The organism is Pseudoclavibacter terrae, from assembly GCF_008831075.1.
GTDB classification, from domain to species: Bacteria; Actinomycetota; Actinomycetes; order Actinomycetales; family Microbacteriaceae; genus Pseudoclavibacter; species Pseudoclavibacter terrae.
Map to the genome: position 1 here is coordinate 755,445 of NZ_WBJX01000001.1, position 26,980 is coordinate 782,424.

Genomic DNA, 26,980 nt, shown 5'->3' on the forward strand with positions numbered 1-26,980 from the left:
TTCGCGGTATTGCGGGGTGCCCCCGCTTGTTGCGCAAAGACACGCAACAGTCACGCAACCGCGCCGAATCGCGTCGACCGCGGTCCTAGGCTTCTGCCGATGCGTACTGAATCCAACGGCGGCTTCCAGCAGAGCACCGTCTACCAGATCTACCCGAAGTCCTTCCTCGACTCCACGGGCAGCGGCGTCGGCGACCTCCGCGGTGTGATCCGGAAGATCCCGTACATCGCGTCGCTCGGCGTCGACATGGTCTGGTTCAACCCGTTCTTCGCGTCGCCGCAGGCCGACAACGGCTACGACATCTCCGACTACTACCGCATCGACCCCGAGATGGGCACGATGGCGGACTTCGAGGAGCTCGTCGCCGGCCTCAAGGCAGAGGGCATCGACGTGATGCTCGACATGGTGCTCAACCACACGTCGACGGAGCACGAGTGGTTCCAGCGGGCGCTCGCGGGCGACGACGAGTACCGCGACTTCTACTTCGTGCGGCCGGCGGGCGAAGACGGCGGCCCCCCGAACAACTGGGTCTCGAAGTTCGGGGGAGTGGCGTGGGACCGCTTCGGTGACACCGACGAGTACTACCTGCACCTCTTCGACCGCACGCAGGCGGACCTCAACTGGCACAACCCTCGGGTGCGCCTCGAGATGGCCAAGATCGTCGAGTTCTGGCGCCTGAAGGGCGTGCGCGGCTTCCGCTTCGACGTCATCAACCTCATCTCCAAGCCCATCGACCTGCCCTCGGCGCCCGAGGGTGCCGACGACCGGTACCTGTACACCGACGGCGAGCTCGTCACGACGTTCCTGCGCGAGCTGGCGGAGGCCTCCTACGGCAGGGACGCCGGATGCGTCACGGTCGGCGAGATGTCCTCGACCTCGATCGAGCGGTGCGTCGAGTACTCGCATCCCGAATCGGGGGCCCTCTCCATGGTGTTCAACTTCCACCACCTCAAGGTCGACTACATCGACGGCAAGAAGTGGTCGGTCGGGCGCTTCGAGCTCGACGACCTGCGCCGCGTGCTCATGGAATGGGCCGACGGGATGCAGGCTGGCGGCGGCTGGAACGCGCTGTTCTGGAACAACCACGACCAGCCCCGCGCGCTCAACCGCTTCGGCGACGCGGGCCGGTTCCGGGTCGAGTCGGCGATGATGCACGCCACGCTCCTGCACCTGTTCCGCGGCACGCCGTACGTGTACATGGGGGAGGAGATCGGCATGACCGACCCCGAGTACACGTCGATCGACGACTACGTCGACGTGGAGGCGGTCAACGCGCACACGGCGCTCGTCGGCACCGGCATGTCCGACGAGGATGCGCTGCAGATCGTCCGCGCGAAGGCCAGAGACAACGCCCGCGCCCCCATGCAGTGGGAGCCCGGCCCAACCGCCGGCTTCACCTCGGGCACGCCGTGGCTCCGGCCCACGAACGCAGACCTCATCAACGTGGCTGCCGAGGAACGGAACGGGCGCATCCTGCCCCACTACCGCCGGCTCATCGAGCTGCGGAAGGCGCACATGGTCATCAGCCACGGCCAGATAGCCGGGTATGCGCCACAGCACCCGCACGTCTTCGCCTACGAGCGCACGCTCGGCGAGACGCGCCTGCTCGTCCTGGCGAACTTCCTCGACAGCCCGACGCGCATCGACGTGCCGGCCGAGTTCACCTCGGGTCGCGTGCTCGTCTCCACCACCGACCGCGCCACCGCACCGAGCTCGCCCGACGTCGAGCTCGCGCCGTACGAGGCGCTCGCGATCCTCTTCGAACCTTCCGAACGCTAGGAGCAGCAATGTCCCAGACCGAACTCAGCGGAGGCATCGTCGCGCCGCTCGCCGGCACGATGGTCGCCATCACCGATGTCCCAGACCCCATGTTCGCCTCGAAGGCCATGGGTGATGGGTTCGCCGTCGCGCCCAACGCAGACGATGTCGTCGCGCCGTGCAGCGGAACCGTCATCATGGTCGCCAAGACCGCTCACGCCTTCGGGATCCGGACTGACGACGGCCTCGAGGTGCTCGTGCACATGGGCATCGACACGGTCGAGCTCGAGGGAGCGCCCTTCTCGATGCACGTCGACGTCGACGACCGCGTCGAGGCCGGCCAGCCGCTCGGACGCATGGACCTCGCCGCCGTCGAAGCCGCGGGCAAGAGCACCATGACCATGGTGATCTTCCTCAACCTGGCCCAGAAGAAGGGCTCCGTCGAAGCTGCGACCGGCCCCATCGGGCTCGGCGAGCGGGCTGCGACCCTCGACATCCCCGAGCAGGATGCGCCAGCGCCGGCGGCGGCGGCACCCTCGGAGGCGTCGGCGCAGGGCGCGGCTTCGCCCGCGACTGCGAAGACCGCCGTGGCCACCGGGCACGCCTCCGGCGCGACCGGATTCGACGCCCTCGCCTACGACATCGTCGAGGGCATCGGCGGCAAGGACAACGTCCGCAACGTCGTCCACTGCATCACGCGCGTGCGCTTCACGCTGAAGGACGCGGAAGCGGCCAACGACGACCTCGTCAAGAACCTCGACGGCGTCATCGACGTCATCAAGGCAGGCGGCCAGTACCAGGTCGTCATCGGCCCGGCCGTGGAAGACGTCTACGACGCCGTGGTCCGTGTCATCGGCGGCACGGGGGAGGCCTCGCCTGACGACGAGCCGGTCGAGCGGCCGACGACCATCGTCGGCTGGTTCCAGTTCGGCTTCAGCTCGCTCATCGGCGTCATCACCGGCTCGATGATCCCCGTGATCGGGCTGCTCGCCGCATCCGGAATCCTGAAGGGCATCCTCGCGCTGCTGACGCAGTTCGGCGTGGTGGAGAGCGACAGCTCGACGTACGCGCTCATCGACGCGATGTCGTCGTCGATGTTCTACTTCCTGCCCATCATCATCGGGTTCACGGCGGCACGCAGGTTCGGCTCCGACCCCATCATCGTCGCCATCATCGGCGGCGTGCTCGTGTTCCCCTCCGTCGTCTCGATGTCGGACCCTGCGGCCGATGGGTACACGGTCGTCAGCCAGCTCGGGAACACGATCTTCAACGCCGACTTCTTCGGCATCCCCGTGGCGCTCCCGCAGGGCAACGCCTACGCGTACTCGATCTTCCCGATCATCGTCGCCGCCTACCTCGCGTCACTGCTCGAGCCGCAGCTCAAGAAGCACATCCCGGCGGTCGTTCGGATGATCTTCGCGCCGCTGCTCGAGGTCTTCATCATCTCGACCGTCATGCTCGTGGTCTTCGGCCCCATCATCATGACCATCTCGGGCGGCATCGCGAACGGCATCAACGGCGTGCTCGAGGTCAACTACGCCATCGCGGGCCTCATCATCGGCGCCCTCTACCAGTGCCTCGTCATCTTCGGCCTGCACTGGGCGGTCATCCCGCTCGTCGCCTCGCAGATCGCGATCGACGGCTCGTCGCCGCTCAACGCGATCATCTCGGCGACCATGGTGGCGCAGGGTGGCGGCGCGCTGGCGATCTGGATCCGCACGCGCAGCCAGAAGATCAAGACGCTCGCGGGCCCCGCGACCATCTCGGCGTTCTGCGGCATCACGGAACCGGCGATGTACGGCTTGAACCTCAAGTACGGTCGGGTCTTCATCACCGCGTCCGCCGGTGGCGCGGTCGGCGGCTTCCTCACTGGTCTCATGGATGTGAACATGTACGGCTTCACGGGAGCGTTCGTCGGCTTCCCGTCGTTCGTGAACCCTGCCGGGCTGGACCACAGCTTCTTCGGGTTCCTCATCGCCTCCACGGCTGCACTCGTGGTCTCGTTCACGCTCACCTACTTCTTCGGGTACAGCGACGACGACCTCGAGACGGAACGCGCCGTCAAGAAGGTTCGCCTCGGGAAGCGGGAGCCCGCCGGCGTCTAGAGTTCCCGCGCCGCCACGTCGTTGGCGGCGCGGGGCGACAGAGCGGAGACCCCGGTGGTCACCTCGAGGATGCGCCCTCGAGGTGGACACCGGGGTTCTTCGGTTGAACGAGGCGGCACTGACCGGCGACTACTCGCGTTTCTTCTGCGTGTAGGCGACCGTGGCGGCGGCCGCGAGGGAAGCGCCGATGGCGACGAGCACCCCGCCACCCCCGGTGAGCGGGGTGAGGAGCCCAGCCCCGGCCGGGATGAGCGACTGCGCGAGCCGATTGCCGACGAGTCGGAGCGAGAGGGCGAGGCCGCGCTGATCCTCCGGCGCCACGTCGGTGAGCCAGGCCATCGTGATGGGCTGCGTCACACCGATCGCGAACCCGTAGAGCACGGCGGCGACCACGAGCCAGATCGGGCCGATCGGGAGGCCCGTGAGTGCGAGCGTCACCGCTGCCGCTCCCAGCGAGATCAGCAGCAGCATCCGCCGTGAGAGCCGTCGACTGAGCGAGGGGAGGGCCGCTCGGGATGCGAGCGTCGCGAGCGCCCGGCTCGTCAGCATGAGGCTCACGAGCGCCGCGGAGACACCGGGCTGCGTGCTGAGCGCGGGCCAGAACGCGAGCGTCACGTCGACGGAGGCGATGGCGATTCCGCCCGCGACGACCGCTCGGAAGGCGCCCGGCTCGCGCAGGATCTTCCGGCTCGACGTGAACGATCCCGGCCGTTTGGCGGTGCTGTCGCCTCGCGACCCGCTCCCCAGGAAGAGGCTCGCGACGCCGAGCAGGACGGCCGCCCCCATGGCGCACCAGAACACGAGCTGGAGGTTCGGGCCAGGGCCGGCGGGGTTCGGGATGGCCAACAGCAGCGGGCCGAGCGTCTGGCCGATGGATGCGGCGAGTGTATAGAGCCCGAACGCCGACTCCCGAGACCCGACCTTCGAGCGGTTGGCGACCGCCGTCTGCTCGCTGATGATGCTGAGGAGATGCCCCACTCCGAGCACGAGCGCCGCCACCATCAGGCCTGCGACGCTCTGCAGGGACACGAGCGCGATGCCGATCGCGGCGACGAGCAGGACGCTGCCGAGCACCGCAATGGTGCGTTCACCGCGCCCATCCGTGAGCCGACCGGCTGGCAGGGCGAGGAGGAGAGCTGGGAGCGCGAACGACGTCGCGAGCAGGCCGATGACGGCTTCCTGCCCGCCGGCTTCGAGCACTGCGAACGAGAGTCCGGGGCGAACCGCGTACGTGAGCACCTGGATGAGCACGGCGTGCACGATGATCCACGGCCACCGCGAGCCGGGTGCGCCCGACATTCAGCGCACCTCCGACGGGCGTTTCACTCCGCGGTCTCGGAGTCGCGCGCGGCGCTCGGCTCGAGGGTGCCGATCGCGCGACGCCCGAGGCTGTGCGTGATGTGCTTCCGGGAGAGCTCGCGGGCCAGCTCCGGATCGCCGGCGACGATCGCGTCTCGGAGGGCGGTGTGCTGCCGGTGCACCCGTGCCCGGTCATCCGCCGTCGGGGACCAGGCGCGCAGTGCGCGCTGGCGGTAGAGGTCGGTCTTGTCCCAGAGCCCCTCGAGGATGCCGAGCAGCGTCGGGTTGGCGGCGGCCTCGTAGATGGCGAGGTGGAAGCGGCGGTGGGCGTCAAGCGCTTCCGGGGACGCGACCCCGGTGAGCGGTTCGAGCTCGCTGAGTGCGGCGTCGATGCGCGCGAGGTCCGCGTCGTCTCTGCGTTCCGCGGCGAGACCGCACGCGAGGGGGTCGGCGGCTGCGCGCACTTCGTACAGGTTCTGCGCCTCCGCCTGGGAGAGGGGGACGACCCGGGCATCCCGGTGCGAGCCGAGCTCGACGAGCCCTTCGGTGGACAGCCGTTTGAGGGCTTCCCGCAGCGGGGTCGTGCTCAGGCCGAGTTCGGCAGCCAGCTTCGTCTGCCCGATGATGTCACCCGGTTCGATGACACCGGTCAGGATGCGGCGGCGCAGTTCCTCGTAGGCGAGTTCGCTCTTGCTTCGGAACAGCGGCTGCAGTGGGGATGCAGGGGCGGGCATACGTCGATGGTAGCAACAGCCGCGCCATCGTGTAGCATCGAGCCTATAACCTACAACGTGCGACGAGACGGAGAAAGCGTGCTGACCGACACCGAAACGACGACGACGACGGTTCTCGCCACGGCGTACGGCGACCTCGAGATCTGGCCCATCACGGCGGTCCCCGGGGCTGAACGACTGCCGTTCGCGCACCGCATCATCCTCGAGAATCTGCTCAGGCACCAGGACGGCGAAGTCGTGACGCAACGCGACATCGACGCGCTCGTCGCCGGGGGAGCTGGCACGCACGACATCGCGTTCCACCCCTCTCGCGTCTTCCTGCACGACACGAACGGCGTGCCCGTGCTCACCGACCTGGCGGCGATGCGGGACGCCTTCGCGGCCAAGGGCATGGACCCAGCGCTGCTCGACACCGAGGTGCCGGCGCAGCTGACGGTCGATCACTCCGTCGTCACCGACTTCTTCGGACGGCCGGATGCCCCAGCACTCAACGTGCGCCGCGAGTACGAGCGCAACGCCGAGCGCTACCGTTTCATCAAGTGGGGCCGCGAGGCCTTCTCGGGGCTGGAGGTTGTGCCGCCCGGCGCCGGGATCATGCATCAGGTCAACGTCGAGTACCTCGCCGACGTCGTCACGGTGCGCGACGGCCGCGCGTTCCCCGACACCGTCGCGGGCACCGACTCCCACACCACGATGGTGAACGGCCTCTCCGTCCTGGCGTGGGGCGTCGGCGGCATCGAGGCCGAGGCCGCCATGCTCGGCGAGCCTGTCACGATGCTCATCCCGCCCGTCGTGGGCGTCGAGCTCGTCGGGCGCCTTCGACCAGGCGTGACGGCGACGGACCTGGTGCTGACGCTCACCGAGCGGATGCGTGCCCTCGGCGTGGTCGGCAGCATCGTCGAGTTCCACGGGCCGGGCGTCGCCGAGGTCTCGCTTGCGACGCGCTGCACGATCGCCAACATGAGTCCGGAGTTCGGCTCGACGTCGGCGATCTTCCCGATCGACGACGCGACGATCGAGTTCCTGCTCATGACGGGGCGAAGCGAGCGGCAGGCGAGCCTCGTGGAGACCTACGCGCGGGCCCAGGGGCTGTGGAGCGACCCGGGCTGCCCGGCCGACTACGACCGCCGGGTCGTCGTCGACCTCGATGGCATCACCCCGAGCCTGGCCGGCCCGCGGCGCCCGCAGGACCGCATCGAGCTTGCGGATGCACCCGCAGCGGCCCAGCGTGCCCTCGCGGAGGCGCATCTGATCGCGCCGCTCGCGTCCAGTGAGCAAGACCGCGCCGTCCCCGACGGCGCCGTCGCGATCGCATCCATCACCTCGTGCACCAACACGTCGAACTCTGCAGTCATGATGGCGGCCGGACTGCTCGCTCGAAACGCCAGGGCACGCGGCCTGCAATCGAAATCGTGGGTCAAGACGAGCCTCGCCCCCGGGTCCCGAGTCGTCACCGACTATCTCGCGAAGGCCGGGCTCATGTCACCGCTCGAGGAGCTCGGGTTCGGGCTCGTCGGGTTCGGCTGCATGACCTGCATCGGCAACTCGGGTGACCTCCTTCCCGAGGTGCTCGGCGGTATCGAGCAGGACGGCATCGTCGTCGCCTCCGTCCTGTCCGGCAACCGCAACTTCGACGGCCGCATCAACAACGACGTCGGCATGAACTTCCTGACCTCGCCGCCGCTCGTCGTCGCCTACGCGCTCGTCGGCACGATGCACGTCGACCTGACGCGTGACCCGCTCGGGCACGATGAGGCCGGAGCTCCGGTCTACCTCGCCGACCTCTGGCCGAGTGACCAGGAGATCCAGCAGGCCGTCTCGAGCTCCATCGACCCCGAGATGTACACCGACGCCTACTCGACCATCTTCGACGGCGACGAGAACTGGCAGGGGTTGGATGCTCCGGGCGGCGACGGCTTCGACTGGGACCAGGATTCGACCTATCTGCAGCGGCCGCCCTTCCTCGAGCTCGACGCCGCGGCTGGCAGCACCGACATCGAGGGCGCGAGAGTGCTCATGTTCCTCGAGGACTCGGTGACGACCGACCACATCTGTCCCGCCGGGCGCATACCGGCCGCCAGCGCGGCGGGCCGGCACCTGACCGAGCTCGGCGTCGGTGCCCGGGACCTGAGCAGCTACGCCTCACGGCGCGGCAACTGGCGCGTCATGAAGCTCGGCGGCTTCACGAACACCCGCCTCGTCAACCGCCTGGTACCAGCAGGCAACGGCGGGAGCACCCGCGACTTCCTGGCGGGTGAGCCTGCGGCGACGGCGCCCATCCGCGAGATCCACGCCGTCGCAGACGCCGCGGCCGACGCCGGCATCCCGCTCATCGTGCTCGCCGGCCGCGAGTACGGAACCGGATCGTCCCGGGACTGGGCCGCGAAGGTCACCCGCCTGCTGGGGGTCCGGGCCGTGATCGCACAGTCCTTCGAACGCATCCACCGCTCCAACCTGGTCGGCATGGGCGTGCTCCCGCTGCAGTTCGAGGAGGGGACGAACGCCGACACGCTCGGGCTCGACGGCAGCGAGCGCTTCAGCATCCGCGGCCTCGCGGCCGACGCTGACGTGCCTGACCACCTCGAGGTGGTCGCGGTGCATCCCGACACCGGCAGCGTCACCTCGTTCGTCGTGCGCGCACGCGTCGACACCTCGCTCGAGCAGCGCTACCTCCGTTCGGGCGGCGTACTGCCGTACGCGCTCGAGCGGGCGGCCTCGCGGCACACGCAGAAGCCAGACATCACCGAGAAGGGCGGCACCACCGTCCTCGCCACACCAACGGGCTGAACCGCCCACGCCACCTCCATCACAGGAAACAACGGAGTTTCATGTCAAAGACACCCAGATCAACGCTCCGACGCGTCATCAACGTCGTCGTCGGAGCCTGCGCCGTGGCGATCGTCGCCTCGGCCACGGCGCTGTCCATCAGCCGCTCATCCGCGGCCGAGGACGTCAGCGCGAACCTCACGCTCATCGCGCCCGCCGGCCCCGGTGGCGGCTGGGACGGGTTCGCGCGCGAGCAGCAGCAGGCACTCCGCGCGACCGGCCTCGTCGGCAACGTGCAGGTCGTCAACATCCCGGGTGCCGCCGGAACCATCGGGCTCGGGACCTTCACGACGATGACGGGCCGCAGTGACACCCTCCTCGTGACCGGGTCAGGCATGACCGGCGGAATCGCGCTCAACGACTCACCGGTCGGCTTCGACGACGTCCGGCCGGTTGCGAAGTTCGCGGAGGACTACGACGTGATCATCGTGCCGGCCGACTCCCCGTACACGACCCTCGAGGAGCTCGTGGATGCGTGGGCCGCCGACCCGAAGGCCATCCCGTGGTCGGGAGGGTCCGCCGGCACCATCGACCACCTCCTCATCGCCGAGCTCGCGCAGGCCGCCGGCATCCCACCGGCGGAGCTGACCTACATCCCGAAGTCCGGTGGTGGCGAGGCGATCCAAGCGCTGCTGAACGGAACGGTGGATGCGGTCGCGACCGGCTACAACGACGTCTCCGACCAGATCGAGGCCGGCCGAGTGCGAGCGCTCGCGGTCAGCGGGGCGGAGGAGCTGGAAGGCGTGGACATCCCGACGATCATGTCGCAGGGCTATGACGTCGAGGTCGCCAACTGGCGCGGACTGCTCGCCGCCCCCGGGGTGAGCGACGAGGCCTTCCAGCAGCAGCTCGAGATCTTCAGCGAGCTGCGGGAGAGCGACGAGTGGCAGGAAGTGCTGACTCGACTGAGCTGGGAGGACTCCTGGCTGACAGGGCCGGAACTCGACGCCTTCCTCGTCGAGGACATGGCCCGAACCGAGGCACTGCTTGAGGAGCTGGGACTGTGACCGCACACACCGAGACGCATCTCGACGACGTCGACACCGGGGGCGCCAAGCAGAGCTGGTGGACCGGCCGGTCCGGGCTCATCTTCCCCGGCATCCTGGCGGCCTTCGCCAGCTACCTCCTCTACGGCCAGCTGACCATGGACGTCGCTCCCGATACGGACCCGCCCGGCCCCGGGTTCTTCCCCGGCGCGATCATCGCGCTCCTGTACCTGTTCGCCGTGCTGCTGGCGATCGGCATCATCCGGAAGCCGCAGCTGCCAGAGGACGTGCACAGCGACCTGCGCACCGCCGAGATCAGCGTGCTCGGCCAGGGCGGTCCGCGCTGGTACAGCGACTGGTCTCGCGTCGCGTGGGCGGTCGGCGGGTTCGTCGCCTTCATCCTGCTGCTGCAGCCGCTCGGCTGGATCATCGCGGCCGGCCTGCTGTTCTGGACCATGGCGCGAGCGTTCGCGTCACCCACCCCGCTGCGGGACATCCTCGTCTCGCTCACCTTCTCATCAGTGCTGTACCTGCTGTTCGCCGGGCTCCTCTCGGTGAACCTGCCAGCCGGATCGATCTTCGGCGGAGGGATCTGACATGGACATCATCAACAGCCTCCTCGGCGGCTTCGAAGGGGCACTGACCCCGATCAACCTCATGTGGGTGCTCATCGGCTGCCTCCTCGGCACCGCCGTCGGCGTCCTCCCCGGCCTCGGCTCGTCCATGGCGGTCGCGCTCCTGCTGCCGATGACGTTCGCGCTCGACCCGACGGGGGCGTTCATCCTCTTCGCCGGCGTCTACTTCGGCGGCCTCTTCGGCGACTCGACGATGGCCATCCTCATGAACACTCCCGGCTCGTCGTCGGCGATCGCTTCGACGTTCGAGGGGCACGCTATGGCGAAGGCCGGGCGGGCGCCACAAGCACTCGCGACGGCCGCCATCGGGGCGTTCATCGGCGGCTTCGTGTCGTCGATCGCGGTCGTCTTCCTCGCGCCGGCACTCGCGGAGCTCTCGTCGAACTTCGGGCCAGCCGAATACGTGGCGCTCGCGCTCTTCGCCTTCATCGCCACGTCGTCGATCGTCGCCGACTCCGTGGTCGCCGGACTCGCGAGCCTCACGCTCGGCCTCGGCATCTCCGTCATCGGCATCGACTCGGTGACCGGCACCGAGCGCTTCACGGCTGGCGTGCCCGAGCTGTTCGACGGCATCTCGCTCGTCACGGTGACCGTCGCCGTGCTCGCGCTCGGCGAGGTCTTCCGCGTCGCCTCCCGGGCCCGCCGCGAACCGGCGAACGTCTCGATGATGTCGAGCCGCACGCCGCGCCTCTCCCGCGTCGAGTTCTTCAACGCGCTCCCGGCCTGGATCCGCGGCACCGGCATCGGCCTGCCCTTCGGCGTCATCCCGGTCGGCGGCTCCGAGGTGCCCACGTTCATGGCCTACACCCTGGAGAAGAAGATCGACAGCCGCCGGAAGGATCCCGAGTTCGGCAAAGGTGCCATCCGCGGTCTCGCCGCCCCGGAGGCGGCAGGCAACGCGACGACGGGTACCGCCATGGCCTCGCTGCTCGCTCTCGGGCTGCCTGTCTCCTCGACCGCCGCGATCATGCTCGCGGCCTTCCAGCAGTACGGCATCCAGCCGGGGCCGCTGCTCTTCGAGCGGGCACCCGACCTCGTCTGGGGCCTGCTCGCGAGCTTCTTCATCGCCATGGTCGTGCTGCTGCTGCTCAACCTGCCGCTCGCACCGCTCTGGGCGAAGCTCGCCGACATCCCGAAGCAGTACCTCTACCCGGGTATCGCGGTGTTCTGCGCGATGGGCATCTTCGCGACGTCCGCGTCGATCTTCGACCTGTGGATGCTCCTGCTGCTCGCCCTGCTCGGCTTCGCCATGCGCCGGTTCGGCATCCCGCTCGCGCCGCTCATGATCGGGATGGTGCTCGGGCCGCTCACGGAGACGAATGTGCGGGACGCGCTCCTCAGCTCGGGCGGCGACTACTCGGTCTTCTTCTCGAGCCCCATCGCCGTCGCGCTCTACGTCGTCCTGGCCGGGGTCATCGCCTTCACGATCGTCGGGCGGGTGCGCTCGTACCGGCCGAAGAACGTCGAGTTCCAGACCACACGCGAGACGAACTTCGAGGTGTCCGGCAAGAAGCGCCGCGACTAGCGCGTCGCGGGGAGGCCGGCAGCCCAGGCTGCCGGTCTTCTCACGCGGTCGCCCACTCGCCCCGCACATGCCCGATGTGCCGCGCGACGATCTCCTGCATCCGCTCGCGGTCGCCGTCGAGGGCCGCCTCGATCATCTGCTCGTGCTCGAGGGTGGATGCGGTGAGCTGGCCGGCCTCGGCGAGCGGCACCAGGTTGTGGAGGCGGCTGCGCTCGCGGGCGCGACGCACGATCTGCACGAGCTCGGGGTTGCCGTGCAGGGTCAGGAACGCGGTGTGGAACTCGGTGTCGGCGGTGAGGTACGCCACCATGTCGTTGGCCTCCTCCGCTCGCTTCATCGCCTCCACGAGACGGCGGAGCGTTCGGATGCGCGTGGCGTCGTCGTCGCTGTGGAACTCGGCGATGTCGCCCATGACGGGCACTTCGAGCAGCAGGCGCACCTCCGCGAGGTTGTCGAGCTCGGCTCGCGTGACCTCCGTCACCCGGAACCCCGTGTTCGGGACGACCTCGACCATCCCGTCGCGCGCCAGGTCGAGCATCGCCTCGCGCACGGGGGTCGCCGACGAGTCGAAGCGGGCTGCCAGGGCGGGCGCCGAGTACACCTGTCCGGGAGCGAGATCTCCGCCGACGAGCGCCGCCCGCAGCTCCGCCGCCACCCGTTGTCGCACGGAATCTCGGCGACCCCCGCCGGAAGTGCTGGAGCCGGCCGAGCTCATTCTCGACGCCCGTCGGCGTCGGCGATCGCCTGCGCGAGCACGAGGTCCTCCCAGGACATGCCGGCGCTCTTGAACACGACCGGGCGCTCGCCGAGAAGTCCGCGGTCGCCTCGCACGAGGTCACCCATCGGGATGAGGTCGTCGGCAGCGAGGTGCCCTTCGTCGATCGCCAGCACCACGTCGCCGCACTCGCGGAGCGCCGCGCCGATCTCCTCGACGATCACGTCCGACCGCCCGAGCAGGGCCCCCGGCAGCTCGCGCGCGTCCGGCGAGTGCGAGCCCACGGCGACGACGACCGCGTCGTCGCGCACGACCTCGTCGTCGAACAGCGGAGTCGAGGCCGTCGTCGTGCAGAGGATGAGCCCAGCGGCACGAGTCGCGGCCGCGGCCTCCTCGCTGCCCGCCGCCAGGACCGCATCGAAGTCAGTGCCCGTCGTCACGCGCGCTGGGGAGCGGACCACCGAGGTGACGCTGCCGACGCGGCGAGTGCCCTCGAGCACCGCGCGGACGGTGCGCACGTGCGCTCGGGCCTGCGGGCCCGCCCCGAACACGACGATGTCCAGCGTTCCGGAGTCACGCTCGAGCGCATCCCTGATCGCGGCGACCGAGACCGCGGACGTGCGGATGTCGGTGAGCGCGGGCCCGTCGATGAGCGCGCGCGGGCTGAGCGTCGCAGAGTCGAACAGCACGTAGAGGCCCTGGATGCGCGCGAGGCCCCTCGCGGGGTTGTCGGGCGCGATCGTGAGCACCTTGATGCCGGTGCTCGTTGCCGTCTCCGCGGGCATGAGCAGGAACTCGCCGCCATCGAGCTGCTCGAAGATGCGTGCGTGGTCGGTCTCGGGACGCAAGCCGTCCGCGAGGGCACGGCGCAGCGCATCCACGGCCGCCGTGGGCGTGAGCAGGGCCTCGACGTCGCTCGCCTCGAGGAATGGGATGCGCGCGCTCATCGCAGCACGAACCCGGGGGTCATGTCATCGCGAGGGTCGACCTCGAAGACGTGCTCCCCGGTCTTGTGGGCGATGCCGGAGACCTGGGTCGTCGTCGCCCGGTGCCCGGCCTCGACGCCTTCCGCCACGACCCGCGCCAGGAACCGCGAGCCCACGATCGAGTCGTGCACCAGCTCTGCGCCGACGGGCAGCGTGCCGTCCTCGGTCAGCGTGGCGACCCGCGCGCACGTGCCAGACCCGCAGGGCGAGCGGTCGAGCTCTCCGTCGGCGAAGACGGTCGCGTTGCGCTGGTGCACGACGCCGTCCGCGCTGTGGTCCGAGTACAGGATCGTGCCGTAGATGCCGCTCAGGCGTCGGTCGCTCGGATGCTCGGCGTGCGCCGAGTCGTTCAGGAGCCACTTCACCTCGCGGCCGAACGCGATGACCTCGCTCACGTCCTCCGGCTCGATGGACAGCCCGACCGCGGTCGCGTCGACCTGCGCGTAGATGGCCCCTGCGAAGGTGATGTCGGCGAGCACTTCGCCGCGGGACGTCTGCACGGGCACCCGTCGCGCGAGCACGTACCCGGGCACGTTGATGAAGTCTGCCCCGGTGACGGTGCCATCGACGGCTGTGTGGACGCGGGCCGTCACGCGCCCCGAGGGGACGTCGATGATGACGTCCGTCGTCCCGCTCTCGTGGGCGGCCACGAGTCCGCTCTCGATCGCCCACACGCCGAGAGCGATCGTGCCGTGTCCGCAGGCCGTCGAGAAGCCGTCCTTGTGCCAGAAGAGCACCCCGAGGTGAGCGCCGGCGTCGTCCGGCTCGACGATGAATCCGCCGTACATGTCGGCGTGCCCTCGCGGTTCGAAGCAGAGGAGGCGACGGGCACGGTCGACCTCGGGGGAGGCTGCGGCGAAGACGCGCCTGCTGGCGACGTCATCGCCGTCGATCGGGATGCCGAGGTCCGGGACGATCCGGAACGGCTCGCCGGCCGTGTGGTAGTCGATCGTCGCGATTCGTTCGCGCATGATGCCTCCCCGTCGATTGCAATTGCAATAACACTACGCGGTGTCAGGCGCACGAGCGAGGGGTCTGACACGCGACGCGCACGTGCTTCGAAGTTGACCTAGAACATAGGTACGATGGCGGGGTCATGAACTCGTACCTGCTCCATGCCGACGCCGATGCGTTCTTCGCTTCGGTCGCCCTGCGGGATCGGCCAGAGCTCGCGGCCAAGCCCGTCGCCGCAGTGGCGCACCTCTTCATCGCGAGCGCCAACTACCCGGCCCGCGAGTACGGCATCCACGCGGGCATGCTCGTGACCGAAGCTCGAGAGCTGTGCCCGCGCATCCTCCTCGTCGAGTCCTACCGGCAGGAGGTCGAGGCGGTGGGGGATGCGCTCTTCGCCCTCTTCGACTCGGTCGCCAAAGGCATCGAGCCCGGCTCCATCGAGGAGGCGTTCCTCGATGTCGGAGCGACGATGCCAGAGGCAGCGCTCGAGGTGGCGCACGAGCTGCGACGGCGTGCCGCCACCGAGCTGCGCATCCCGGTCAGCGTCGGCATCGGCCGCACGAAGCTGATGGCGAAGCTCGCGTCACGCAACGCGAAGCCCGACGGGGTGCACGTCATCGACCCGGTGCGCGAACTCGAGCTGCGCACGGAGCTGCCCATCGGCGACGTCTGGGGCATCGGATCCCGCACCGAGGCGAGGCTCATCAAGCTGGGCGTCGCGCGCATCGGCGACGTCGACGTCATCCCGCGCGACGAGCTGCTCCGCGTGTGCGGCACGGCCATGGCGAGACGGCTGTGGCGCATCCGCGCCGGCACGGACGAGGCCATGATCTCGCCCATCAGGCACCGAACGACGCTCACCTCCGAGTCGTCGACGTCCGGGTACGCCCGCGCGGATCGCACGCCCGTCGAGGTCGTCGAGGGCTGCGTCGAACGCGTCTGCCACCGCGCCACCCGCGCCGGCCTCAGCGCGACCGGCATCAAGCTGGAGCTGCGCCCGACCGGTCTCGGCCCCATTCGTGAGAAGTATCAGGGCATCGACTCCAGCGCTTCGTTCGACGTGTGGATGCCCGTGGCCGAGCGGCTGCTCGTCGCCTCGAAGGCGACCGAGATCGAGTCGGCCAGCGTGACCCTCACGGGCCTCCTGCCCGTCGAACTGGTGCAGCCGACGCTCTTCTGAGGCCTCCGCGCGGTTTCGTCCGCCCGCCACCCTGCCTCTACGCTGAACTGCAGATCGCGGGATGCGCGAGCGGACGAGACGAGGAGCCCACGATGAGCAGCACCGTCGAGCCGCGCGAGGGCATCCTGCGCCCCGTCTCTGCCGGCGTCGTGTCGGCGCTCGTCGCGTTCACGAGCTCGTTCATCGTCGTGCTGACCGGCCTGACCGCCGTCGGCGCCAGCGCAGACCAGGCGTCGAGCGGGCTCCTCGCGGTGAGCGTCACCATGGGCCTCGGCTGCATCCTCCTCGCGACCTGGACCCGCCAGCCCATCACGGTCGCCTGGTCCACGCCGGGAGCGGCGCTGCTCGCGGCGACGGGCACGCTCGAGGGCGGGTGGCCCGTCGCCGTCGGCGCGTTCCTCGTCACGGGCATCCTCATCATCGTCACGGGCCTCATCCCGCAGCTCGGCGCCGTGGTGGCGCGGATCCCCGTCTCCGTCGCCCAGGCCATGCTCGCGGGGGTGCTGTTCCAGCTCTGCCTCGGCCCGATCACCGGCATGGCCGAGAACCCGCTCGCCGTGGCGCCGGTCGTCGTCGCCTGGCTGCTCGCGCTGCGCTTCCTGCCGCGCTGGGCCGCGCCCATCGCGTTCCTCGTCGCCGCGATCGTCATCGGCGTGCACATCGTTGCCTCCGGGGCGACGATCGACGCTGCCGACCTGGCGCCGCGCATCCAGTTCACGGCACCAGAGCTCTCCGTCACCGGGATGATCGGCATCGCGCTGCCCCTGTACCTCGTGACGATGGCGTCCCAGAACGTGCCGGGCGTCGCCGTCATGAAGGGCCTCGGCTACGAGGTCCCCTGGCGTCGCTCACTCCTCGTGACGGGCATCGGCACCGTCGCTGGAGCCCCGGCAGGAGGGCACGCCATCAATCTCGCCGCCATCAGCGCCGCCCTCGCGGCCGGCCCGGAGGCCGGGGAGGACCGTTCGCGCCGGTGGATCGCCAGCGTCACCAACGGGGTCGTCGTCATAGTCCTCGGCGTCGCGTCCGCTGCGTTCGGCGCGCTGGTGCTCCTCGCCCCGGCCGGTGTCATCGCCGCCGTCGCCGGACTCGCGCTGATCGGCACGCTCGCCTCCTCGCTCAAGGCCGCCCTCGCCGAGACCGGGGAACTCGTGCCGGCCGTCGTCGCGTTCGCGACCGCCGCGTCCGGCATCGCCATCGGGGGTATCAGCGCGGCCTTCTGGGCGCTGGTCGCCGGCCTCGTCGTGCGCTTCGTCGTGCGCCCGCGTCGTGCGCCCGCCCAGAGCTGAGTTGGGGTCGCCACGACCGTGGAATGACGACCAGAAGTCCGCCGCTGACTGGTGCCGACCGGGGCGAAGTGCTCAGTCGTTGCGCGGCGCGGTGAGCCTCACGACCACGAGGAAGACGGCGAGCGCGGCGACCGCACCCACGATCGCGGAGGTCCAGTTCGGCAGGGAGAAGGGGTCGCTCGTGCTGCTCCAGAAGAGCACGCTGCCGAGCCAGCCGCCGAAGAGCGCACCCAGCGCGCCGACGAAGAGCGGCGCAATCCAGTCGTCCCGACGGCGAGTCGGGAGGAAGCGCTTCGCGACCACCCCCGCGAGTAGGCCGATGGCGAGAAAGGCGAAGTAGCTCACGCGTGCTCCTGAGGTTCTTGGGACGATTCGATGGGCTTCAGCTCCCGGTACGCGAACGGCGGGAGCTCTGCGACCGGAACGAGGACGACATCCCGCAGCTTCCAGTCGAGCCCACGACAATCCTCCGTGAGGCGCTGCAGTTCCGCCAACTCGAGTGCAACGCCGTCGCGCGGCACGATGAACACCTCCGCCTGCAGCTCATGCCCCTGGTCGCGCACCCGGCACCCGACATCCGCCACCCAGTCGCGCGCCTCCACGAACGTGTTGAGCTGCCCCGCCAGCGGGTGCGGGCGCTCCCCGTCGTAGGTGCGCGCCTGCTCATCCATGAGGTCGAGCACCGCGATGCGGAGGTTGCGAACCCCGTCATAGAGGATGCTCGCCGAGATGAAGAGCGCCGCGACGGAGTCGAGCCACCAGATGCCGATGCCGATCCCCGCGACCCCGACGGCCGATCCGACCGCTGTCTGCCAGTCGGCCTTGTTCATGTCGGCGTCGGCGTACAGCACCTTGTCGTGCAGCTTCGCGGCGAGCTTCATCTTGTGGTGCCCGATGATGACCGGTGGCCACGCGATGAAGAGCATGACGCCGATCATCAGCCAGCCGAGCCAGATCTGCTGCCCGAACAGCTCGACTGAGCCGATCGTGGGGTGCTCCTGTGCGAGCAGCCCGGAGCTCGAGTCGACGATCAGGAACACGGCCATCGAGGTCAGTGCGATGCCGGACACGAGGTGCCCGATGCCCACGGCCCGGTGGTAGCCGTACGGATGCTCGACCGTCGCGGCCCTTCGGCTGATGCGAGCGGCGAGGAGGAACGCGAACGGCGGGATGAACGACAGCATGTCCTCGAGCCAGGCGGCTTTCATGGCCTGTGAGTTGCCGAGCACCAGGTAGACGAGTGTGACGGTGACGGCCAGGAAGCCGATCGTGATCCACTCGAGCCGGATCGCCTTCCTGCGGACCTCGTCGTGGGCGTCGCTCATGAGGTCGCCTCGGCGAGGTACGTCTCGAGTTCGACGAGGAAGGCGTTCTCGCCCATGGGGGTGAGCATCACGTGGGAGACCTTGCCGCCCGCGGCGTCCTCGGTCTCCAGGAACGGCTGCGTCGAACCGGCCTTGTCGACGTAGAGGGAGTCGTCGCGGAAGCCGGCGATTGCGAGGTCGAGCGTGCCGTCCTCGAGCCCCTGGACAAGCGCGGCCTCGGAGCCGTCGACCCACGTGATCGAGGCGCCGAGCTCGTCGGCGAACCCGTCCACGAGCTCGACTTCAACGCCGGTCGGGTCCGCCCCCTCGGCGATCCCAGTGAACGGAGGGTTATGGGAGATGCCGACGCGGAGCTCACCGCCACGAACCCGGTCGAGGGTCCCGTCCGGGTCGGTCGGGACGCTCATCCCGCACCCGCACAGCATCAGCACGGCGGTCGCGACCGCCACCACCGCGGCGATCGCCCGCCGCACTCTCGTCAACTCCCAGAAGCGCAGAGCCATGTCATCAGGTTAGGAGTTGTCGCTGTGCTCGAGCTCAGCACTCCGCGGCTGGCCGGGTTCCTGGACGACGACGCATGGCTCGTCGCCGAGACCGCCCTCGAGGAGGCCGAGCTCGCGAAACGCCCGCAGCCAGCCGACCATCGGCCACACCCGCCAGCGCTCGCGGAACAGGTTCGCGTTTCGTGCGATGTCGTGAAGGTGCTGAACCGGCGGATTCGAGGTGGGGTGCCACTGGTGGTAGGCGCGCGCACCGCCGACCCAGGCGAGCCCCACGCCCAGGTTCCCCGCGACTCGCGCGAAGTCGGTGTCCTCGGCGCCGTACCCGCGGTAGCCCTCGTGGAAGCCGCCGATGCGACGCCAGTTGTCGGCGGTCACGGCGAAGGAGAGCGACCAGAAGAGGTTGCGGTCCTCACCGAGCTGCACCTCGCCAGCCGCCGGGGCGGGGCGAGCGGGATGCGGGGCGTCCTTCAGCTCCACGCGTTCCGCGTCGTAGCCGTTCGGCCCAGGGGGCTCGAGGTAGGTGACCGGGCCGCTGAGCAGGCTCGACGCCCAGCGCGGATCCTGCGCCGCGTCCTGGTAGGCCTCGACGAGCCCACGGCCGGGGATGCAGTCCACGTCGAGGAACACGAGCAGCTCGGCTCCCCGCTCCAGTGCGACCCGCGCGCCTTCGTTGCGCGCGGCGGCGAGGGGGAGCACGCTCGCATCTGCGGGCATCTCGACGGTCGTTCCGGGCAGCAGGCCGTCGGAGATGAGCTCAGCGATCTGCGGATCGCCCATCGCGATGACGATGGCATCGTCCGCGGGCACCGACTGCCTGAGGAGCCCCCGTCGCTGCTCCAGCAGATGACGATGGCGCCCGTGCGCCAGCGTGATGGTGGCGGTCTTCATCGGCTCGCCATCCGATCGAGCAGCGCGGCCGCTCGCAGCGCGCCGCCCCCGTCGTTCCACGTCGCCCACTGTCTGCCGTCGAGCTCGGACGCGGCGTCGAGGAGCCCCGCCCAGTCGTCGCGGTCGAACGTCTCGGCCACGATGACCGGAAGGTTCGGCGTCGCCGCGAGCACGCGCGCCGACGTGATCTGCTCGTCGTGGGGTCGGGGCTGCGGCACGACGATCGCGGGGACCTGCGCCGCGGCGACATCCGCGATCGCACCCTGGCCCGCGTGCGTGATGACCAGCGACGCCTCGCGGATGCGTGGGCCCGGGTCGGCGACGCGGTTGCCCGGCGTCGTCCCGATCTCGTCCCACTCGACCCCCGGCGTCTGTCGTTTCGCTTCGCGGATCTGCGCCGACGTCATTCCGCCGCCGCCGGAACCGGCGAGCACGAGCACGCGCCTGATGGGGCTGGGACCGGCGCCGTGGCCTCGCTCAGCGGCCGAGATCGCGCCGACCTGGTGGATGCGCGCTTCGATGTGGGAGGGAACGCCTGGCAGCATTCCGGTGATGCCGACGGGCCAGGCCGCGAGGATCGCATCGGACAGGCCGAAGCCCAGCGTGTGCGGCGCGTCGGTGCGCACCCCGGGGAGCGCCACCGAGACGACGGGAACCCCGTGGAGCCTCGCCAGCGCGGCCACCTCGACGGAGACGTCGGAGACGAAGACGGTGGGGGCGGTCTCTGCGATCCAGGCGGAGATGCGGGCCATGCGACGCCGCATGCCCTCGTCGTCGACGGGTGCCCAGTGCAGCGCGCCGTTCGCGGTCGGCTCGAGGGGCGAGAGCGCCATGTCGTCGCGCTCGAGCCGAACCCAGGGGCCGAGCCACGCGTCGGGCTTCGCGAGCGTCGAGAGCCCGGTGACCGGGAGCGAGCACTCACGGGCGATGGCGAGCGCACGGCGCGCGTGTCCGCCGCCCTGATGGTGGACGTAGTAGCCGATGGTGCCCGTGGCCGCCGAGTCGCCGGTGTTCGCGCCGTTTGCGCCCGAGATGGTCATGCGGCTACCCGCCCTTCTGTCACCGAGCGCAGCAGCGCTTCGTACTCGTCGACCATCCGCTCGAGCGAGCAGAAGGTCACCGCGCGTTCCCGCGCGCCTGCTCGGGGCAGGTCCGCCGCCTGCAGCAGGGCGGCTGCGAGTGCGTGGATGCTGTCAGCGGCGGCGAGGCGTCCGCTGCGGTCGTCGAGGATCTCGCGCAGCGCACCGCGGTCGAACGCGGCCACGGGGGTGCCCGCGGCGAGCGACTCAGCGGCCACGAGCCCGTACGGTTCGTCCCAGCGCGGGGTCACGAGCGTGACGCTCGCCCGACGGAGATGCTCGAAGAGAACATCATGGTCGAGGTGCCCGAGGTAGCGGACGCTCCCGCTGAGTCGCGGGCGGATCGCGGACTCGAAGTAGCCGCTGTCGTAGGCGGGACCCGCGATGTCCAGTGGGACGCCGGCGAGGTTGGCGGCGTCGATCGCGAACTCGAGTCCCTTCTCCGGCACGATGCGCCCCGACCAGAACGCTGGCCCGCCTCCGTCGCCTGGACGAAGGCGCTCGGTGTCCACGCCATTGAGGATCACCGAGCAGTCGATGCTGTCCGACCACGCCTCCCGCATGTGGGAGCTGACCGCGACGAACGTGCTGGCGGACCCGTCGACCCGCACCGCCGACTCGATCCAGCCGACGGGAGGAGTGTGCAGCGTGGTGACGACGGGAACATCGAGCAGTCCCGACATGGCCACGGGGAGGTGGTGGATGCTCACGTTGAGGACCGCGTCGAACCGGTCGCGCGAGTTCCGGGCGAGATCCACCATGAGCGAGAGGTATGCGTGATGCTCGCTCATCCACTCGGCCGGCATGGCTCCGACGTCGCGCCGTGCGGTGTCGCTCATCGAGAAGTCCGCGACGTCGAGGAACTCCACGCCGAGACTGGGGTCGGAGCCGGGGGCCGCGAACAGCGTGACCTGGTGACCGCGGCGCTTGAGCGCCGTGATCAACGCGTGCGTGTGCGCCTCGAGACCACCGGCGAATGGCTCTCTGATGGGGAAGCGCGAGGGGCCGATGACGCAGATCCTCATTGGGCCACCCGCACTCGAGTCAGCACTGCCTCGTAGATGTCGGCATGTGCGGCCGCGATCTCGTCTCGCTGCGACGCCCGGAACTCGGGTGCGTGGCGAGGTGTGACGGCTCGGGACGCGGCGAGCACCGCGTCCCGCAGCGAATCGGCGTCGAGTGCGTCGGACGCGCGCCGGTACGTGAAGACCGGCCCCTGATCCTCGTAGAAGCCCACGTCGGGGGCGATGACGGCCGTGCCGAGGTCGAGGCACGCCTCCAACCACCCCGAGTGCGTCCCGAAGCGGTAGGGGAGCACCGACGCGTCGAGCGAAGCCAGGTAGCGCCACAGCTCGGCGTCGCTCAGATAGTCGTGGATGCGCAGCCTGATGCTGCCCGAGTCCGCGAGCTCCCGCAGGCGCGAGGCGAGCGTCTCTTCGTACTTGACCCCATCCGGATCGAGGATCTCACGGTGCCCGTTGACGTGGACGACGATCGACGGCTCGACACGCGCCAGCTCGGCGAGCGCCTCGATGACGGGCAGCGGCTCCATGCTCGCCCGCAGGCTCTTCGCGTGCACGCCCACGTGGAACTCGCCGCTCGTGTCCGCCCGCTCCGCACGAACGGTCTCGACTTCAGCAGGTTCGACGATGTGCGGGTGAGGGATCACGACCGGTCGTCTGCCCCACCGTCGTTCGACCTCGTCCGCAGCCCCTTCCGTGAGGGTGATGAGCTCATCCGCCGCGGGGATCAGGATGTCGAGGTGCGCGATGTGGGCCTCGGGCGTCGCGTGGTGCGGGTTCGTGAGGTCGTGCACGGTGTACACGAGCGGCTTGCCTTCGCGGCGGAGTGCATCCACGATCTCGGCGAGCACGTCCGGCGAGAGCGCGTCGAATCCGAAGTGCACGTGGAAGACGTCGAACTCGTCGGCGTGGTCTGTGATCCACTCCGGCTCCAGCATGCGCGGTGGCCACCAGCGCTCGGCTGCGATCCGAGCGGAGCCATCGGGGTGGGGGTCCGGGAGTCGGACGACGGTGGCGCGTGATGGATCGGGTGTGACGGTCGAGAGGTGCCTGACGTAGACGTGTCCTGCGGGGACGCTCGCAATCCGGATGGTTCGACGGAGGTCGTCGTCGACGTCTGAGCTTCTGGGGGATGGCACCCCTCCACCTAATCAGCTCGAAGAGGGGACTGTCGCGCTCTTGACAGTCCTTGACCATCGTGCATGCGTCCGCCCGGTCCTGTGGGCCGGCCCGGATTCGGGTCAGTCGCCCGGGTTCGGCTCCACGATGACAAGACCGACGCCGGGGCCGACGAGCAGATTCGCTGGCTCGAGGCGTCCTTCACCGCGGTCACCGCGCACCCAGAACCACTCTCCGCTCGCGACGCGAGCAAGGATCTCGGCCCGGAACGTCTCGATGTCGTCGATGAGCTTCGAGAACGTCTCGCCCTGGTAGAGGAGCTCGATCCTGGTCTGTCCGTTCATGACGCCCTCTCTGCGGGTTCAGCGATCACGGCCAGGCCGGCCTGCGAATTGGCGCCCTGCACCAGCGCCTCAACCCAGGATCGGTTGATGTGCACCTGACGGCTGCCGAGGAATTTGAAGCGGATGGGGACTGCAGGGTGCATCCAAACGGTGCTGCGACCGTCGCCGCCTGCGTTGTTGTCCTTCCAGCTGAAGAAGAACGACTCGCCGCGGCGCAGCTTCGTGCCGATTGCGAGCTGAAGATGCGCAAGCAGGCGGTCCTCGAAGTCCACGGTGACTTCGGAGTTGTAGATGAACTTCCCCACGCTGAACCCTGCTTTCTGGTCTGTCGCGCATTGTGTGCGCCGTCCATTATCACTGTCTCGGAGCTGACATTTCGCCAGCTCGGCGTCTAGAGCTCGTCGAGCCAGTCGGGATGCGGCACGCGCGGGTCGTTCGACGACCCTTCTTCGACGAGCGCCTCCGGTGCTCCGTGCTCTTCGGCGAGCTCTGCCCGGAGCCTCTGGAAGGTCGCGAGTGCCTCGCTGTCGTCGAACTCCGGGACCTCGGAAGTGACCGTCTCGGTTGCGATCTGACTCGAGGGCCCGACCAGCACGGAGAGCATGTTGTCCGAGCCGTCAGCGTGGCGCACCGGAATCTCGACGATTCCGGCCTGCTGGACAGCGGCAAGCGCCGCCGCATACTCGACCAGCTCTTTCGCGATCCTCGTGCTCGTGAAGTAGACGCCACCTGCGTAGTGAAGTTGGTCCATCGTTTCCCCAGACGGTCGCGTGCGTGCAGAACCCCTGGAGTCTCCCAGGCCGAGTTGGGTGCGCTCGGAGTATTGCCTTCTGAACCGTTGTATGAAGCGACGGCATCTGTTTCCCGAATGGAGACGCGGAATGAGGCCGCGTAACGCTACGCTCAGTGCAAATCCCATGCCTGGCAGTGCCTGATTGGAGTCCCTGATGTCTACCCCTCAGCTCGACGCCCCGCTCTACCCACCGCTCTACGGAGCCAGCTTCGGTCAGGCGGTGAAGCGGTTCTTCAAGAAGTACGCCGTCTTCTCGGGCCGAGCCAGCCGCAGCGAGTACTGGTGGTGGATTCTCTTCGGCGTCATCGTCAACGCCGCGTTCTTCCTCATCGGTTCGCTCGCCGGCGGGCCGGGCACCATGGATTCCTCCGGCCAGTTCACCGGCGCCAGCGGGGCCTACACGGCCGTGTCGGTCGTGCAGTCGCTCTGGGGCCTCGCGACCCTCATCCCGGGGCTCGCGCTGCTCTTCCGCCGCCTGCACGACACGAACCGCTCCGGCTGGTGGTGGCTGCTCCTGTTCATCCCGCTCGTCGGCGCGATCGTCATCCTCGTGTTCGTGATCAGCGACTCGCGCCCCGAGGGCGCCCGCTTCGACCGCCAGTAGCACTGGCCGCCGAACGCACGAACCGCCACCCTCGACCGAGGGTGGCGGTTCGTCGATCAGCGCGCTCGCCTCGTGGGCGTCACGACTCCGGGGAGACGGCCTCCGCGACCGCACCGAAGCGGCCGAGGAGACCCGAGAAGACACGCAGCTCCTCCGGCGTCCAGTCCCGGAGCACAGCGTGCAGGCGGTGCCGGTTGCGGGCACGCACCTCGGTGACCCGTTCGACGGCGAACGACGTCGGCGTCAGGATGCGCGCCCGCCCGTCGTTCGGGTCCGACCCGACCGTCAGCAGCTCGAACTCCTCCAGCATGCGAACCTGCCGACTCATGACGCTCTTGTCGACGGCGAGCTGCTCGCCGAGCGTGCCGGCGTGCGCCGTGCCGTGCTGCACCAGCGCGGAGAGGATCTTGTAGCCGATGGGCTGCAGCGACGGGTGCACTGCGACGGCCGACTCGCTCCACGTGGTGCGGACACGGCGGTAGAAGGTGCCGAGTTGCGTCTCCACCGCGGCGATCGCCTCTGTGAAGTCGGCGTCGTCTGGGGACTCTGGCATGGTCGCCATCTTAGGTGCGGTCCGCCCGCCGCCCCGAGTCGCCGAGGATCGGGATGGCCCCGGTGCGGGGGATGCCGACCACGGCCTCGGCGACCTCCACGAGGTCCTCCGATGCCGACTCTGCACCCGCGTGCCCGCGAGGGCTCTCCTCGCCCTTCGCGCGCTGCACGGCATTCTGCGTGCCGAGCTGCGCGTTCGGGAGGAAAGAGACCGCCACGAGGGTGACGATGGCGAGCGGCAGCGCTGCGAGGAAGATGGCGCCGACCGAGGTGCCGTAGGCGTCCTCGACGAGGATCCGCAGCCACTCCGGGAGCGTCGCGAGCTGCGGGATGCTGCCGCCCGCGAGCGACTGCGCGGCGACCGCCTGCTGCTCAGGTGGCAGGGCGCGGACGCTCGTCGAGATCGTGTCCGCGACGACGGTTCCGAGGATCGACCCCATGACCGAGACGCCGATCGTGCCGCCGAGGCTGCGGAAGAACGTGACCGCACTCGTTGCGACGCCCATGTTCTTGACCTCCGCCTTGTTCTGCACGACGAGCACGAGGTTCTGCATGACCATGCCGACGCCGGCGCCGAGCGCGAACATCGAGAGGCCAACGTAGAGGTACGGCGTGTCGTAGTGGAGGCGGCTCAGCAGGAAGAGGCCGACGACCATGAGCGCGCTGCCCGTGACGACGAACGCCTTCCACTTCCCGCGACGGCTGATGAGGTTGCCCACGATGGTGGAGGCGACGAGGAGGCCCGCCATCATCGGGATGGTGAGGATGCCCGACTCGGTCGGGGTCGCCCCTCGCGCGAGCTGCATGTACTGGCTGAGGAAGACGCTCGTGCCGAACATGGCGACGCCGACCGAGACGCTCGCGACGACCGCGAGGGTGAAGGTGCGGTCGCGGAAGAGCGTGAGGGGGATGAGCGGCTCCGTGACGCGCAGCTCGACGAGGACCGCGATGACGAGCAACAGGACGCCGCCGCCGACCATGAGCCAGGAGGGGAGTGAGTTCCACTCGAACTGGGAGCCTGCGAGGGTTACCCAGATGAGGAGCAGCGAGACGCCGCTCGAGATGAGCACGATGCCGAAGTAGTCGATGCTCACCTTGCGCTTCTTCGGCTTCGGCAGGTGCAGCGTGACCTGCAGGAGGATGAGCGCCACGACCGCGAACGGGAGCCCCACGAAGAAGTTCCACCGCCATCCGAACGCATCGGTGATGACACCGCCGAGCAGGGGTCCGCCGACTGTGGCGAGCGCCATGACGGCACCGAAGAAGCCCGCGTAGCGGCCGCGCTCGCGGGGGCTGAGGATGTCGGCCATGACGATCTGGCTGAGCGCGCCGAGGCCACCGGCGCCGAGGCCCTGGAACACGCGCATCGTGATGAGCATGGACGTGTCCTGCGCGAAGCCGGCGATGGCGGAGCTCACGACGAAGATGACCAGCGAGATCTGCAGCAGCAGCTTGCGGTTCGTGAGGTCGGCGAGCTTGCCCCAGATAGGGGTCGAGACGGTGGTCGCGAGGAGGGTCGCGGTCACCACCCAGGTGAACGCACTCTGGTCGCCCTTGAGGTCGCTGATGATGAGCGGCAGGGACGTGCTCACGACGGTCGATGCGAGCATCGACACGAACATGCCGAGCATGAGGCCCGAGAGGGCCTGGAGCACCTGGCGGCGGCTCATGCCTGACTCGGTGAGCGCTGCTGCTGGCTTGGTGCTGGGTCTGGGGTTCTTGCTAGACGACATCGACGCGGGGCCTCCTGATAGTTGAC

General features: G+C 69.3%; 26 protein-coding genes. 9 read left to right on the top strand and 17 right to left on the bottom strand.

Features of this window, described 5'->3' with window-relative positions; translation table 11 throughout:
- Positions 1-99: 99 nt before the first annotated feature.
- Both F8O03_RS03495 and F8O03_RS03500 read left to right on the top strand, forming a co-directional pair.
- Positions 100-1,779: an alpha,alpha-phosphotrehalase gene (locus F8O03_RS03495; RefSeq protein WP_151422374.1), complete on the top strand. Its 1,680-nt coding sequence runs from the start codon at positions 100-102 to the stop codon at positions 1,777-1,779.
- A gap of 8 nt (positions 1,780-1,787) precedes the next feature.
- The gene (locus tag F8O03_RS03500; RefSeq protein WP_151422375.1) at positions 1,788-3,863 is read left to right on the top strand and encodes a PTS sugar transporter subunit IIABC; all 2,076 of its coding nucleotides are present in this window, start codon (positions 1,788-1,790) and stop codon (positions 3,861-3,863) included.
- Positions 3,864-3,992: 129 nt separating this feature from the next.
- On the opposite strand, the gene F8O03_RS03505 is transcribed toward F8O03_RS03500, so the two are convergent.
- Together F8O03_RS03505 and F8O03_RS03510 are read right to left on the bottom strand one after the other, a co-directional pair.
- Positions 3,993-5,162, bottom strand: a complete 1,170-nt coding sequence (locus F8O03_RS03505; protein ID WP_151422376.1) for an MFS transporter — start codon at positions 5,160-5,162, stop codon at positions 3,993-3,995.
- A gap of 23 nt (positions 5,163-5,185) precedes the next feature.
- Complete coding sequence (locus F8O03_RS03510; protein ID WP_151422377.1) at positions 5,186-5,896, bottom strand: GntR family transcriptional regulator; 711 nt, start codon at positions 5,894-5,896, stop codon at positions 5,186-5,188.
- Between the two features lie 78 nt (positions 5,897-5,974).
- Here F8O03_RS03510 and acnA point away from each other — a divergent pair, with 78 nt between their 5' ends.
- The 4 genes from acnA to F8O03_RS03530 are packed head-to-tail and all read left to right on the top strand — an operon-like array spanning position 5,975 to position 11,868.
- On the top strand, positions 5,975-8,683 hold the full coding sequence (acnA, locus tag F8O03_RS03515; RefSeq protein ID WP_244295885.1) for an aconitate hydratase AcnA: 2,709 nt from the start codon (positions 5,975-5,977) through the stop codon (positions 8,681-8,683).
- 41 nt (positions 8,684-8,724) lie between these two features.
- A complete protein-coding gene (locus tag F8O03_RS03520; protein WP_151422379.1) occupies positions 8,725-9,729 on the top strand; it encodes a Bug family tripartite tricarboxylate transporter substrate binding protein in 1,005 nt (334 codons plus the stop codon).
- On the top strand, positions 9,726-10,304 hold the full coding sequence (locus F8O03_RS03525; protein ID WP_151422380.1) for a tripartite tricarboxylate transporter TctB family protein: 579 nt from the start codon (positions 9,726-9,728) through the stop codon (positions 10,302-10,304). Before F8O03_RS03520 ends, F8O03_RS03525 begins: the two co-directional genes overlap by 4 nt.
- A gap of 1 nt (position 10,305) precedes the next feature.
- Positions 10,306-11,868 carry a tripartite tricarboxylate transporter permease gene (locus tag F8O03_RS03530; RefSeq protein WP_151422381.1) on the top strand — a complete coding sequence of 521 codons (1,563 nt, stop codon included), beginning with the start codon at positions 10,306-10,308 and terminating at the stop codon, positions 11,866-11,868.
- Between the two features lie 40 nt (positions 11,869-11,908).
- On the opposite strand, the gene F8O03_RS03535 is transcribed toward F8O03_RS03530, so the two are convergent.
- Genes F8O03_RS03535 through F8O03_RS03545 form a run of 3 tightly spaced genes read right to left on the bottom strand, consistent with a single transcriptional unit; the run spans position 11,909 to position 14,540 of the window.
- On the bottom strand, positions 11,909-12,535 hold the full coding sequence (locus F8O03_RS03535; RefSeq protein WP_244295887.1) for a GntR family transcriptional regulator: 627 nt from the start codon (positions 12,533-12,535) through the stop codon (positions 11,909-11,911).
- A gap of 44 nt (positions 12,536-12,579) precedes the next feature.
- On the bottom strand, positions 12,580-13,530 hold the full coding sequence (locus tag F8O03_RS03540; RefSeq protein ID WP_151422394.1) for an ornithine cyclodeaminase family protein: 951 nt from the start codon (positions 13,528-13,530) through the stop codon (positions 12,580-12,582).
- Positions 13,527-14,540: a proline racemase family protein gene (locus F8O03_RS03545; protein WP_151422400.1), complete on the bottom strand. Its 1,014-nt coding sequence runs from the start codon at positions 14,538-14,540 to the stop codon at positions 13,527-13,529. Before F8O03_RS03545 ends, F8O03_RS03540 begins: the two co-directional genes overlap by 4 nt.
- A 125-nt stretch (positions 14,541-14,665) precedes the next feature.
- Here F8O03_RS03545 and F8O03_RS03550 point away from each other — a divergent pair, with 125 nt between their 5' ends.
- The gene (locus F8O03_RS03550; protein WP_151422403.1) at positions 14,666-15,703 is read left to right on the top strand and encodes a Y-family DNA polymerase; all 1,038 of its coding nucleotides are present in this window, start codon (positions 14,666-14,668) and stop codon (positions 15,701-15,703) included.
- 92 nt (positions 15,704-15,795) lie between these two features.
- Entirely contained in the window at positions 15,796-16,992 is a 1,197-nt protein-coding gene (locus tag F8O03_RS03555; RefSeq protein WP_151422406.1) for a benzoate/H(+) symporter BenE family transporter, read from the top strand.
- A 72-nt stretch (positions 16,993-17,064) separates the two neighbouring features.
- Here F8O03_RS03555 and F8O03_RS03560 read toward each other — a convergent pair whose 3' ends face one another.
- From F8O03_RS03560 to F8O03_RS03605, 10 genes are all read right to left on the bottom strand, one after another.
- Positions 17,065-17,337, bottom strand: a complete 273-nt coding sequence (locus F8O03_RS03560; RefSeq protein WP_151422413.1) for a GlsB/YeaQ/YmgE family stress response membrane protein — start codon at positions 17,335-17,337, stop codon at positions 17,065-17,067.
- Positions 17,334-18,317 carry a cation diffusion facilitator family transporter gene (locus tag F8O03_RS03565; RefSeq protein ID WP_151422419.1) on the bottom strand — a complete coding sequence of 328 codons (984 nt, stop codon included), beginning with the start codon at positions 18,315-18,317 and terminating at the stop codon, positions 17,334-17,336. Before F8O03_RS03565 ends, F8O03_RS03560 begins: the two co-directional genes overlap by 4 nt.
- Entirely contained in the window at positions 18,314-18,820 is a 507-nt protein-coding gene (locus F8O03_RS03570; RefSeq protein WP_151422423.1) for a transporter substrate-binding domain-containing protein, read from the bottom strand. Before F8O03_RS03570 ends, F8O03_RS03565 begins: the two co-directional genes overlap by 4 nt.
- A 9-nt stretch (positions 18,821-18,829) precedes the next feature.
- Positions 18,830-19,708, bottom strand: coding sequence for a glycosyltransferase family 2 protein (locus F8O03_RS03575; protein ID WP_146079181.1), 879 nt, complete (start codon positions 19,706-19,708; stop codon positions 18,830-18,832).
- Positions 19,705-20,748: a glycosyltransferase gene (locus F8O03_RS03580; RefSeq protein ID WP_151422436.1), complete on the bottom strand. Its 1,044-nt coding sequence runs from the start codon at positions 20,746-20,748 to the stop codon at positions 19,705-19,707. Before F8O03_RS03580 ends, F8O03_RS03575 begins: the two co-directional genes overlap by 4 nt.
- On the bottom strand, positions 20,745-21,812 hold the full coding sequence (locus F8O03_RS03585) for a glycosyltransferase (RefSeq protein WP_151422442.1): 1,068 nt from the start codon (positions 21,810-21,812) through the stop codon (positions 20,745-20,747). Before F8O03_RS03585 ends, F8O03_RS03580 begins: the two co-directional genes overlap by 4 nt.
- Positions 21,809-22,948, bottom strand: coding sequence for a glycosyltransferase (locus F8O03_RS03590; protein WP_151422451.1), 1,140 nt, complete (start codon positions 22,946-22,948; stop codon positions 21,809-21,811). The genes F8O03_RS03585 and F8O03_RS03590 overlap by 4 nt, the downstream gene beginning before the upstream one ends.
- A gap of 102 nt (positions 22,949-23,050) precedes the next feature.
- On the bottom strand, positions 23,051-23,272 hold the full coding sequence (locus F8O03_RS03595) for a hypothetical protein (RefSeq protein WP_151422458.1): 222 nt from the start codon (positions 23,270-23,272) through the stop codon (positions 23,051-23,053).
- Positions 23,269-23,577: a DUF7882 family protein gene (locus F8O03_RS03600; RefSeq protein ID WP_104253917.1), complete on the bottom strand. Its 309-nt coding sequence runs from the start codon at positions 23,575-23,577 to the stop codon at positions 23,269-23,271. Before F8O03_RS03600 ends, F8O03_RS03595 begins: the two co-directional genes overlap by 4 nt.
- 86 nt (positions 23,578-23,663) lie before the next feature.
- Positions 23,664-24,023 carry a hypothetical protein gene (locus F8O03_RS03605; protein WP_151422465.1) on the bottom strand — a complete coding sequence of 120 codons (360 nt, stop codon included), beginning with the start codon at positions 24,021-24,023 and terminating at the stop codon, positions 23,664-23,666.
- 196 nt (positions 24,024-24,219) lie between these two features.
- Between F8O03_RS03605 and F8O03_RS03610 the strand changes: the two genes are divergently transcribed.
- Positions 24,220-24,669, top strand: coding sequence for a DUF805 domain-containing protein (locus tag F8O03_RS03610; protein WP_151422472.1), 450 nt, complete (start codon positions 24,220-24,222; stop codon positions 24,667-24,669).
- A gap of 79 nt (positions 24,670-24,748) precedes the next feature.
- Here F8O03_RS03610 and F8O03_RS03615 read toward each other — a convergent pair whose 3' ends face one another.
- The gene (locus F8O03_RS03615; RefSeq protein WP_167516455.1) at positions 24,749-25,222 is read right to left on the bottom strand and encodes a MarR family winged helix-turn-helix transcriptional regulator; all 474 of its coding nucleotides are present in this window, start codon (positions 25,220-25,222) and stop codon (positions 24,749-24,751) included.
- A gap of 10 nt (positions 25,223-25,232) precedes the next feature.
- Positions 25,233-26,891 carry an MDR family MFS transporter gene (locus F8O03_RS03620; protein WP_151423093.1) on the bottom strand — a complete coding sequence of 553 codons (1,659 nt, stop codon included), beginning with the start codon at positions 26,889-26,891 and terminating at the stop codon, positions 25,233-25,235.
- Positions 26,892-26,980: the final 89 nt, after the last annotated feature.

What these genes read in the sequence shown, in the direction of transcription:
- F8O03_RS03520 (WP_151422379.1), top strand. Translation starts at nt 8,725, where the DNA reads ATGTCAAAGACACCCAGATCAACGCTCCGACGCGTCATCAACGTCGTC.
- F8O03_RS03510 (WP_151422377.1), bottom strand. Translation starts at nt 5,896, where the DNA reads ATGCCCGCCCCTGCATCCCCACTGCAGCCGCTGTTCCGAAGCAAGAGC.
- F8O03_RS03555 (WP_151422406.1), top strand. Translation starts at nt 15,796, where the DNA reads ATGAGCAGCACCGTCGAGCCGCGCGAGGGCATCCTGCGCCCCGTCTCT.
- F8O03_RS03605 (WP_151422465.1), bottom strand. Translation starts at nt 24,023, where the DNA reads ATGGACCAACTTCACTACGCAGGTGGCGTCTACTTCACGAGCACGAGG.
- F8O03_RS03540 (WP_151422394.1), bottom strand. Translation starts at nt 13,530, where the DNA reads ATGAGCGCGCGCATCCCATTCCTCGAGGCGAGCGACGTCGAGGCCCTG.
- F8O03_RS03620 (WP_151423093.1), bottom strand. Translation starts at nt 26,891, where the DNA reads ATGAGCCGCCGCCAGGTGCTCCAGGCCCTCTCGGGCCTCATGCTCGGC.
- F8O03_RS03595 (WP_151422458.1), bottom strand. Translation starts at nt 23,272, where the DNA reads ATGAACGGACAGACCAGGATCGAGCTCCTCTACCAGGGCGAGACGTTC.
- F8O03_RS03615 (WP_167516455.1), bottom strand. Translation starts at nt 25,222, where the DNA reads ATGCCAGAGTCCCCAGACGACGCCGACTTCACAGAGGCGATCGCCGCG.
- F8O03_RS03575 (WP_146079181.1), bottom strand. Translation starts at nt 19,708, where the DNA reads ATGAAGACCGCCACCATCACGCTGGCGCACGGGCGCCATCGTCATCTG.
- F8O03_RS03610 (WP_151422472.1), top strand. Translation starts at nt 24,220, where the DNA reads ATGTCTACCCCTCAGCTCGACGCCCCGCTCTACCCACCGCTCTACGGA.
- F8O03_RS03500 (WP_151422375.1), top strand. Translation starts at nt 1,788, where the DNA reads ATGTCCCAGACCGAACTCAGCGGAGGCATCGTCGCGCCGCTCGCCGGC.
- F8O03_RS03585 (WP_151422442.1), bottom strand. Translation starts at nt 21,812, where the DNA reads ATGAGGATCTGCGTCATCGGCCCCTCGCGCTTCCCCATCAGAGAGCCA.
- F8O03_RS03505 (WP_151422376.1), bottom strand. Translation starts at nt 5,162, where the DNA reads ATGTCGGGCGCACCCGGCTCGCGGTGGCCGTGGATCATCGTGCACGCC.
- F8O03_RS03495 (WP_151422374.1), top strand. Translation starts at nt 100, where the DNA reads ATGCGTACTGAATCCAACGGCGGCTTCCAGCAGAGCACCGTCTACCAG.
- F8O03_RS03580 (WP_151422436.1), bottom strand. Translation starts at nt 20,748, where the DNA reads ATGACCATCTCGGGCGCAAACGGCGCGAACACCGGCGACTCGGCGGCC.
- F8O03_RS03565 (WP_151422419.1), bottom strand. Translation starts at nt 18,317, where the DNA reads ATGAGCGACGCCCACGACGAGGTCCGCAGGAAGGCGATCCGGCTCGAG.
- F8O03_RS03550 (WP_151422403.1), top strand. Translation starts at nt 14,666, where the DNA reads ATGAACTCGTACCTGCTCCATGCCGACGCCGATGCGTTCTTCGCTTCG.
- F8O03_RS03570 (WP_151422423.1), bottom strand. Translation starts at nt 18,820, where the DNA reads ATGGCTCTGCGCTTCTGGGAGTTGACGAGAGTGCGGCGGGCGATCGCC.
- F8O03_RS03545 (WP_151422400.1), bottom strand. Translation starts at nt 14,540, where the DNA reads ATGCGCGAACGAATCGCGACGATCGACTACCACACGGCCGGCGAGCCG.
- F8O03_RS03530 (WP_151422381.1), top strand. Translation starts at nt 10,306, where the DNA reads ATGGACATCATCAACAGCCTCCTCGGCGGCTTCGAAGGGGCACTGACC.